Origin of the sequence: Alkalicoccobacillus gibsonii, assembly GCF_016798245.1 — a bacterium.
Lineage (GTDB): Bacteria > Bacillota > Bacilli > Bacillales > Bacillaceae_D > Alkalicoccobacillus > Alkalicoccobacillus gibsonii.
In genome coordinates, this window is record NZ_JAEUZA010000006.1 from 100,320 (window position 1) to 109,575 (window position 9,256).

Here is a 9,256-nt window from a genome sequence, read left to right on the forward strand (position 1 = left end):
ATTGTACCATATTTTAATCCTTCTGTTCGAGATGAGTAAGTAATCGACTAAAATCAACCGGTGGATTAGCTGTAAACACCAAACTTTCTTGTGTAAAAGGATGTGTGAATGAGAGCTTATAGCTATGCAGTGCTTGGCGTTCTAACCCTAAAGATTCTCCACCATATAGTTTATCTCCTGCTAAAGGATGTCCAATCGATGAAAAATGAACACGAATTTGATGTGTACGTCCCGTTTCAAGTGCAATTCGAACATATGTTAACGAAGTGGTTGATACTTTTGTTCGGTAATGAGTAACGGCTGGTTTGCCATCTGGTGTCACCATTCGTTCAATAATACTATCAGGCTTTCGACCAATCGGCTGATTAATCGTACCATCTGGGGGCTCAACTACACCTTGGACAATCGCTTCATATCGCCTCTTCAAGCGGCCTTCTTTTTGCTGTTTACTCATTTGATCGTGAGCGTATCGATGCTTAGCAATAACCAAAAGACCTGATGTTCCACGATCGAGCCGATTAACCGGGTGAAATGTTGCTTGAATATTGTGTTTCATATAATAGGCCAAGACCGCATTAGCGAGAGTTCCTTGTGGATATTCGCGGGAAGGAATTGTTGCCATACCTGAAGCTTTATTCACAATTAAGAAGTGCTCATCCTCAAATATAATCTCGAATGAATTTGCTTCGGGAATGAGCCCTTTTGAAGGAGTTTCCGGTGAAAGCTGAACAATGACTTCATCTCCCTCCTTTAAAATGGTTCTTACCGTTTTTTCCTCGCCATTTACGCGAATTGAGCCACCGTGGTATTTAATAGAAGCAAGCATTTTCTTCGAGATCTGCTGTTGAACTCGTAAAAAAGCGCGTACACTCGTATCTGCCGAGGATGCTTCAACCCTCCAAACAAATGTAGGTTGATTATTCACTAATAAACGACTCCTTCACTCTTTTCCAAAAAGGAAAAGGACGAAAACGAGCAAACCTAATTTGTTCTTCCGCCACTCTACATTGAATAGAGGCTATCTCTTGATGATTAATGGTGTGATGGTCAATCGTAACCTGGACATCATCATTTTGAATGAGCTTTAACAAACAGGTGTGGTGCTGTGGAAGAACAAGCGGTGATCCAATTGTACGATAGACGCGATTATTTATAGAAGCCATCTCAGAGATTTGAAGCGAGGCAAGAGATGGATGCAGAATAGCACCACCTAGCGCTTTATTATAGGCAGTACTTCCAGACGGCGTGGAAATACAAAGCCCATCCCCTCGAAACGTTTCAAACGTCTCCCCTTTAATCTCCACATTACAGACAAGAGAAGAGCCTTGAGAATTTTTAACGGTTGCTTCATTAAGTGCCAAGTAACGCCTTGGTGTTGATCCATCTGCATACCTTACAACTACTTCAAGAAGTGGATACTCTACAACTTGAAATGGCGTTTTTGCGATATGAATAATTAAATTCTCTACTTCATCTGGAATCCAATCCGCGTAAAAACCTAAGTGGCCAGTATGAACACCAACAAATGCCGTTTCTTCAAGACGATGACTGTAGTCGTGGAACGCTTGCAAGAGGGTTCCATCCCCTCCCACAGAGATAACAATCTCTGGTTCCTCTTTATTTTCTGTTAAACCAAATTCATTAAGTGATCGTATGATTTGTTCAACCAATGCATCTGATATTGAATCTCCACGTGATGCAACTGCATAATTCAAAGGATCACCTCATTTTTCATTACTGTATATTTTGTTGCTGTTGATGTTTTGCTGATAAAAGACGCTGTGCTTCTCTAACCTCATCTCGAATGATGGACATCTCTTCGTCTAATTGAAAAGCTGCTTCCGATGCACGCATGAGTCTCATGCTAATATCCTCAGGAATTTCACCACTATACTTATATCTTAATGAGTGTTCAATTGTTGCCCAAAAATTCATAGACAAGGTGCGTACTTGTAGTTCGACCTGAATCTTTTTCTCGCCTTGGATTGTTTGAACTGGATACCAGATAATTAAATGATATGAACGGTATCCGCTCGGCTTCTGCTCGACAATGTAATCACGTTCTTCGAGGATTTCGAAGTCTTTCCGTTTTCGAATAAGTTCAACCACTGTTTCAATATCTTCAACAAACTGGGTGACAATTCGGACACCTGCTAGATCCTGTATCTCTTTCTCAAGGTCATCAAACGAAATCTTCTTGCGCGCAGCCTTATTTAAAATACTTGAAACGGGTTTTACTCGCCCGGTTACAAATTCAATTGGTGTATGGTTTGAGCTCTTTTGATATTGCTCCCTGATCCCCTTTAACTTAACCTTCAGTTCCTCAACTGCCTGTTTGTATGGTGACAGGAGTTCATCCCAGCTGTTCATTTTTCATCACCACCTAATTAGTTTCGTTCAAATGAAATGCAGTTGATACTGCTTGTTCAAAATCAACACCATAATTACCATTGCCTTCAATGTTTTCTAAGAGGAAATCGAATTCTTCATGGAACCCTGTAAGCTCCAGTCTTTGATTTTCACCTAGTTCCAACCATATCGGCTTTTTGGATTTATAAGCTTGGTTAACGGTTTCCCACATTTCTTGATGGAAGACAATGTGATGAAAACCTGTATCATCTTCAATTATGTATACAAATGCAAATCCATCAGAGTCAACAAGCAAACGATTTCCTGGTTTCACCTTTTTTGCGGTTTCAACTGGTACGTTCTCATGACCTACAGCACGCCAATGGGCATCCGTTTCAATCATTTCTATTATGTGTATTTTGTGCATAGTATGTATCCCTCATTCCCTATGAAAAATCAAGCGTATTCTATTTACAGTTTATCATATTTTTAATCATCAAAGAATTGATTCACCACAGAACTGAACGATGTTGAGCTAAAAAAATCTCTATGTCATAATAGGTGGATAACTAAATCACGGTTCGATCAGGAGGACTTTACTTAAATGGCTCAAGAATTAGAATTCGAAACAAAAACATTGGTAGAACTTGATGAATTTCATACATTACATACCTTTTTTCAGACAGCAGGTCAACGAGCGATCACTCAACATAATCATTACTTTGAAACGCCAAACTTTGCTTTAAAAGAAGCAGGTTCTGCTTTACGCATACGAGAGAAAAACGGGAAGTCAACCTTCACATTAAAACAACCTGCCCAAGTTGGCGGATTACTTGAAACTCATCAAGTAATAACAGGTAACGAACAGAAACAGGCCATTAATGAAAATAGACTACCTGATGGGGAAGTTTTACAGCACGTAACATCCTTAATGGTTCATTCTAATGACTTACGATTTATTGGGACCTTAACAACCGAACGCCTCGAGCTTCCTTATGGTGGAGGGACGGTCTGCCTGGACAAAAGTAGCTACCTTGGTCAAGTAGATTATGAGCTTGAATTTGAAGGAACATCAATGGACCATGCAGAGCAAACATTAACTTCCATTTTAAATCAAACCAATATCCAACGAAAAAAGACTCCAAATAAGGTCGCTCGATTTTTCGCACAAAAAGCGAATGGCCGCACGTAAGGATTCCTTTCTTAAATACGAAAAAGACGAACGAATGGTGATACCCCTTCGCTCGTCTTTTTTAATTCTTATTATCAATCGGATAGCCTGTCTTAGACTTAATCAAACAGTTTGAAACGTGTTCATCACTTTTGGAACATAGGCCATCGTTTCTTTAAAAGGCGGAATGCCATTATACTTATCAACATTTCCTGGTCCTGCATTGTAAGCAGCAAGTGCCTTTTCAATGGAGCCATTGTATTTTGTCAGCATGCTCTTTAAATACTTTGCACCACCGTTAATGTTTTGTTCAGGGTCAAATATGTTTTGTACACCAAGTCCTCTAGCTGTTGCAGGCATTAATTGCATAAGTCCTGATGCTCCTGCATGACTTTTGGCGTTCGGATTAAAATTTGATTCTTGCTTAATCACGGCATACAATAACTTAGGATCTAATGAGTAGCGAGCTGCTGCTTTATCAATTAGATCTTTATAAGGGAATGATTGTTCAGAAGCATTTGAACTGACAGCACTGGCTACGGGCTCTTTCGTTTGCGTAACCTGCTGCTGAAGTAATTCAAACCTTTCTTTAGCAGTTTGCGATAAAAATAAATCGCTTATTCCCGTTCGTGACGGTTCCAACATCGGTTGTTGGTTTAGCTGATTTTGTAATACATCAGAAAATAACTCATTTGTTCTGTTCGTCGAGTCATCAAATCGTTGATTAACCCAGGATAGTTGTGTTTGGTTTCTCATATTCACTAATTGATTATGTAACAATGAATAGTCCACATTCTCACCCTCATCTCTTCCATTCACTCTTTTAACTATACCAAAGCCTTACTACCAATCCAACCGTTAAACCACTTTAAATTCCAATATATTCAATTGTCGTACAGATTATTTGAAGTTCTTTATCAAGGTTGCTACAATGTAGAGGAGGTTGACAAAGGAGTGTAGCTGATTTGCCAGATACCAACATGACTCCGTATAATGCTCTAGGTGGCGATGAGGTGCTTTCTAAATTAGTTGACACCTTCTATTTTCATGTAGCCAACCATACTCTATTATCGGATTTATTTCCTAAAGATTTAACAGAAACAGCGTATAAACAAAAACAATTTCTTACTCAATTCTTAGGAGGCCCCTCTCTTTATACAGAAGAGTTTGGTCATCCAATGCTTAGAGCTAGACATCTTCCATTTCCCATTACTGAGGAACATGCCAAAGCATGGCTACATTGCATGGAGCAGGCACTCGAAGATGTACAAGTAGATCAAACCGTGCGTATGTATATGATGGAACGCCTCACTTTAACAGCTCATCATATGGTAAATACGCCTTAGAAAGGAGAATGACCATTGAATCCTCAAGAGATGTTAGCAACGTGTGATGATAAACAGGGCGTATGTGGTCTAAATCCAGGTGTATCTTATCCAACTAAACAATTAAAACCTATTGAAATTTATACTTTTATTGATCCACTGTGTTCTGAATGCTGGGCCATTGAGCCCATTTTGAAAAAGCTATATTTAGAGTACGGCGCGTATTTTCGTATCCGAGTGATCTTGGCCGGAAAGCTAAAAGTTTGGAATGCCTGTCCTTCGTTAGTTTCAACGAAGAAAAACAAACGGTTTAAAGAGGATCCTCCTGGTGCAAAAGGGATGTCCTGTGAAGGTGCTGTGCGCTTTAAAGCAGACGAGCTTGAACCTTATCGTGCCTCGTTGGCGATAAAAGCTGCAGAGCTACAAGGACCACAAGCTGGAACGAGATTTTTAAGGAAATTAAGAGAATATCTCTTTCTCGAAAAGTTAAATATTACAGATGAACAAGTGCTTAACAACTGTGCGAAAGATGCCGGACTTGATCTTGAAGCTTTCACATTTGATCTACATTCCCCTTCTTCTGCAAAGGCGCTCCAATGTGATGCCAAAACGACAAAAGAGATGGATGTAGAGTCTGTACCCACATTTGTTTTCTTTAATGACAATGTTGAAGAAGAAGGCATGAAGGTCTCTGGTCAGTATCCTTATCACGTGTACGTTCAAATTCTAGAAGAGATGCTTGGATTTAAACCTGAACGTGCAGAACCAATTGGATTAGAAGGTTTCTTAAAGCAACATTCATTTGTAGCAACCGTTGAGTGTGCTGCTGCTCTAGATATTTCAGAGGAAGAAGCCACAAAGCAATTAAAATTGCTCAAACTCCAACAGAAGGTTGAAGCTGTACCATATAAGTATGGAACATTCTGGCGCTACATTAAAAAAGATTAGCATGGACGATTTGTTCATTTCATAGAATAAAACAGGACACCATTCCGGCGTCCTGTTTTTTCTCTATAAGGAGTGAAAGCTGTGAAAGCAATGACGCTCATTTTTAAACTGTGCATCGTCATCGTGTCGTTTTTTTTGTATTTGCTGGGCCTGATGAATGTATTTCCCGTAATGATTGGCGGGCTTGTATTTTTTCTGTCTATTCTCTTTCTACTGTACCCTTCAGTGAAGGCGAATCGATTTAGAGGATTTCGCTCTTAGTTCTCAAGTAATTCCTCCATTTGATCAAGTGTTTGCTCAAACAATTGCATTGCCTGTTTGATTGGCTCTGCTGTCGTCATATCTACTCCAGCTTTCTTAAGCATATCAATTGGATATTCAGAGCTTCCAGTCTTTAGGAAGGAAAGGAATCGGTCTACGGCCGGTTGTCCTTCTTCTAGAATTTGTTTAGATAAAGCTGCTGCGGCACTATAGCCAGTAGCATATTGGAACACATAAAAATTGTAATAGAAGTGAGGAATTCTTGCCCACTCATATCCAATCTCTTTATCGATCACCATATCTTCGCCATAATACTTTACATTTAAATCATAATACTCTCGAGTTAATTCATCTGCAGATAAAGAGCCACCTGCTTCCACCTTTGCATGGATGAGTTGTTCAAATTCAGCAAACATGGTTTGACGGAAAACCGTACCTCGGAATCCTTCTAAGAAATAATTAAGGATATAGAGTTTCTTTTCTTTATCATCTAATGTTTCAATAAAGTGATGGTGAAGTAAAGCCTCATTTAATGTAGAGGCTACCTCAGCCACAAAAATCGTATAATCTCCATAAACGTAAGGCTGGCTACTTCTTGTATAATCACTGTGTAAGCTATGGCCAAACTCATGAGCTAATGTGAAGAGATTATCAACATCATCCTGCCAGTTCATTAAAATAAATGGTTTTGTGCCGTATGCTCCAGATGAGTAAGCTCCACTTCGCTTCCCTTTATTTTCTTGAACATCTACCCATCTGTCATCAAATCCTTTTTTCAAACGATTCACGTATTCCTCGCCTAAGGGACCAACTGCTTCGATAACCTTCTGTTTAGCTTCCTCATATGTAACGCTGAAATCTACATCCTTAACAATTGGAGTGTAAAGATCATACATATGTAGTTCATCCACTTCAAGACATTTTTTTCTAAGACGAACGTATCGGTGTAAAAGTGGTAAATGTTCATCTACAGTTTCAACGAGTTGATCGTATACACTTAACGGAATATGTGTTTCAGATAACGCAGCTTCTCTTGCACTATTATATTTTCTCGACTGAGCTTGAAAAATATCGCCTTTCACTTGTCCACTTAAGGTAGCTGCAAATGTGTTTTTATAAGACTCATACGTAGCATAGACGGCTTCAAATGCTGCTTTCCGGACCTCGCGATTCTTGCTTTGTAAGAGTGAGACAAAGCGGCCATGTGTAATTTGTACATCTTTACCGTCCTCTCCCTTAATGGTCGGAAATTCTAGGTCGGCGTTATTTAGTGCGCCAAATGCCTGACTTGATGCTAGTAGCGCTTCCTTCGCTCTTGCTAAAAGCTCTTCTTCCTTCTCAGATAGAACATGGTCTCTTTGCTTCTTAAGTTGATCGAACATATGAGCGAACGCTTGTAGCTCATCCTTCTCATTAACCAAGGCATCAAGCACTTTCGGATCCATTGCTAGTAGCTCAGGCGTGACAAATGCAGTCTTTTGTTCGAGGATCGACATCAGACCATATGCTTGATCCTGTAAAGCTGCATAATAAGAGTTTCCCGTATCTTGATCATGTCTCATATGAGCATATGTGAACAATGTACCCAGCTGTTCTTCAAGCTCAAGCTGCTTGCTTAAAGCTCGAAATAAAATGTTAGACGACTCATCTAGCCTTCCACGAAATTCGTCTATCTCGGAAACTCGTTCTTTAAATTGCTGGGCAACTTGCTCCCACTGTTCGTCATTACTAAAAATTGATTCTAAATCCCATGTATCAGCTACAGGTACTTCATGTCTTTCTAAGACTTTCTTATTCAATGAATACACCTCCAAAAAAATGAGCTCAGCAAATAGAGCTTCACTTTCTATTATCTCTGAATTTGATGGATATTGGGAGTATTTTGACTTATTTTCGAAAGATTATTATCTAATTGATTAGCTTGGTTTGGGGTCAAAGGAAGAGTAATGATTTTTCGCACGATAAATTCCTGTTCACCTTTTTTATGAAGATTTCCAAATGTACGTAATAAACACATGTACTCTTCAATTAGCTGAAAGAGTAATTCAGAGTTGTCATTAAACGGATGGGAGCGAAATGTAAGAATTCTGTTATACATAAAAGGGGTGAGATTTAGTTTGATTTTGGAAAGAGAAATGCTTTGGTTTGGAGTTAAGGGCAAGATACTTGTCACAAGTATAAGTGTTTGCCATATGTGAGGAGATGTTTCAATGAAATGTTGAGTAGGTAAAAACCAGCCTGCTTCAGCAGGAAATTGACTTGGAATGACTTTATGTTGATACAGCCATTTGTGATAAAGTCGCTTTTCTTTTGATTGATGTGGATGTACAGGAGGGTACCGCCAAGCTTTTTTTAGATGTAGCCAAGACATTGGATTAAAGGAAGGGATGATAGATGGATTTAGAATATCTTCTATCGATACAGTTTCTTTTTTTCTACATATTATTTTGGCGAGGGCTCGAGTGGCAGAGAAGGAACGAATTTGTTTTAGGAAGATCCATTGAGAGCTTTCTGGACAGTAATAAGTAAGATGCATCTGTTCCATTCGATCTTTTCTAGTAGTTAACCACTCAAATCCTAAAATTTGAAAAATATCTCCTTGTTTTCGCCGAAGTCTGTTCCCACCAATGACCCATATAGGGATAATGCCAATTTGTTGATAGCCTTTTGTCCGTTGTTGGTATCGTTCCTCTGATAGTGAAGAACATTGAAATTCAATCGCAAAAAGTTGATTACCTACTTTACAAAGCAGATCGGGACGTTGTTGGATTAGTGGTAAATACACTTCCAAAGAAACGGGGATATTTTGATTAGTAAGCCAGTGGTACAGTTGTATTTTTCCGTTTAGGTGGTACGGAGATTCTGGTTCAAGCGAGAGTCGACACATTGAATGATTGTAGTGGGCGAAGTGCCATTGGCGTTTTAAGCCAAGCTTTAATGTTACCTTTGAATCGCAAGCAGGACATAAAAACTGTTGCTTTGCTCTTAATTCTTTTAGTTCGTTTTCAAACCATTTATCAGCCATTGATATTTTTGTCCCATCTTCAAGGACAGCAGTTAGCATAAAAACACCTCCACGTTTAGGTTATGTTCGACAAGGATCTTCACAATCCTTTTTTTCACATAATCAAAACCACCAGTGTGAACTGGTGGTTTGCTCTGCGGCTGGAAGCCTCTCTTACCGGCCTTGGCCTCAAAGGCC

General features: G+C 39.3%; 10 protein-coding genes. 3 read left to right on the forward strand and 7 right to left on the reverse strand.

Going from position 1 to position 9,256, the window contains the following annotated elements:
* Window positions 1–13 precede the first annotated feature (13 nt).
* Genes JNO66_RS18945 through JNO66_RS18960 form a run of 4 tightly spaced genes read right to left on the reverse strand, consistent with a single transcriptional unit; the run spans window position 14 to window position 2,752 of the window.
* A complete protein-coding gene (locus tag JNO66_RS18945) occupies window positions 14–925 on the reverse strand; it encodes an RluA family pseudouridine synthase (protein WP_273753204.1) in 912 nt (303 codons plus the stop codon).
* Window positions 918–1,715, reverse strand: coding sequence for an NAD kinase (locus JNO66_RS18950; protein WP_203090769.1), 798 nt, complete (start codon window positions 1,713–1,715; stop codon window positions 918–920). The genes JNO66_RS18945 and JNO66_RS18950 overlap by 8 nt, the downstream gene beginning before the upstream one ends.
* Window positions 1,716–1,734: 19 nt before the next feature.
* Entirely contained in the window at window positions 1,735–2,370 is a 636-nt protein-coding gene (locus tag JNO66_RS18955; protein ID WP_203090770.1) for a GTP pyrophosphokinase, read from the reverse strand.
* 13 nt (window positions 2,371–2,383) lie between these two features.
* Window positions 2,384–2,752: a UPF0738 family protein gene (locus JNO66_RS18960; RefSeq protein ID WP_210340947.1), complete on the reverse strand. Its 369-nt coding sequence runs from the start codon at window positions 2,750–2,752 to the stop codon at window positions 2,384–2,386.
* Between the two features lie 201 nt (window positions 2,753–2,953).
* Between JNO66_RS18960 and JNO66_RS18965 the strand changes: the two genes are divergently transcribed.
* Window positions 2,954–3,541, forward strand: a complete 588-nt coding sequence (locus JNO66_RS18965; protein WP_203090772.1) for a CYTH domain-containing protein — start codon at window positions 2,954–2,956, stop codon at window positions 3,539–3,541.
* Window positions 3,542–3,643: 102 nt separating this feature from the next.
* On the opposite strand, the gene JNO66_RS18970 is transcribed toward JNO66_RS18965, so the two are convergent.
* Window positions 3,644–4,339, reverse strand: a complete 696-nt coding sequence (locus JNO66_RS18970; RefSeq protein ID WP_308807465.1) for a lytic transglycosylase domain-containing protein — start codon at window positions 4,337–4,339, stop codon at window positions 3,644–3,646.
* Between the two features lie 161 nt (window positions 4,340–4,500).
* Between JNO66_RS18970 and JNO66_RS18975 the strand changes: the two genes are divergently transcribed.
* Together JNO66_RS18975 and JNO66_RS18980 are read left to right on the forward strand one after the other, a co-directional pair.
* Window positions 4,501–4,866: a globin domain-containing protein gene (locus tag JNO66_RS18975; protein ID WP_203090778.1), complete on the forward strand. Its 366-nt coding sequence runs from the start codon at window positions 4,501–4,503 to the stop codon at window positions 4,864–4,866.
* A gap of 15 nt (window positions 4,867–4,881) precedes the next feature.
* The gene (locus tag JNO66_RS18980) at window positions 4,882–5,793 is read left to right on the forward strand and encodes a ClpXP adapter SpxH family protein (protein ID WP_246483364.1); all 912 of its coding nucleotides are present in this window, start codon (window positions 4,882–4,884) and stop codon (window positions 5,791–5,793) included.
* 257 nt (window positions 5,794–6,050) lie between these two features.
* On the opposite strand, the gene pepF is transcribed toward JNO66_RS18980, so the two are convergent.
* Complete coding sequence (gene pepF, locus JNO66_RS18985) at window positions 6,051–7,874, reverse strand: oligoendopeptidase F (RefSeq protein ID WP_373367187.1); 1,824 nt, start codon at window positions 7,872–7,874, stop codon at window positions 6,051–6,053.
* Window positions 7,875–7,903: 29 nt separating this feature from the next.
* Window positions 7,904–9,118 carry a competence protein CoiA gene (locus tag JNO66_RS18990; protein WP_246483365.1) on the reverse strand — a complete coding sequence of 405 codons (1,215 nt, stop codon included), beginning with the start codon at window positions 9,116–9,118 and terminating at the stop codon, window positions 7,904–7,906.
* Between the last annotated feature and the right edge of the window lie 138 nt (window positions 9,119–9,256).

What these genes read in the sequence shown, in the direction of transcription:
- JNO66_RS18955 (WP_203090770.1), bottom strand. Translation starts at nt 2,370, where the DNA reads ATGAACAGCTGGGATGAACTCCTGTCACCATACAAACAGGCAGTTGAG.
- JNO66_RS18960 (WP_210340947.1), bottom strand. Translation starts at nt 2,752, where the DNA reads ATGATTGAAACGGATGCCCATTGGCGTGCTGTAGGTCATGAGAACGTA.
- JNO66_RS18965 (WP_203090772.1), top strand. Translation starts at nt 2,954, where the DNA reads ATGGCTCAAGAATTAGAATTCGAAACAAAAACATTGGTAGAACTTGAT.
- JNO66_RS18975 (WP_203090778.1), top strand. Translation starts at nt 4,501, where the DNA reads ATGACTCCGTATAATGCTCTAGGTGGCGATGAGGTGCTTTCTAAATTA.
- JNO66_RS18990 (WP_246483365.1), bottom strand. Translation starts at nt 9,118, where the DNA reads ATGCTAACTGCTGTCCTTGAAGATGGGACAAAAATATCAATGGCTGAT.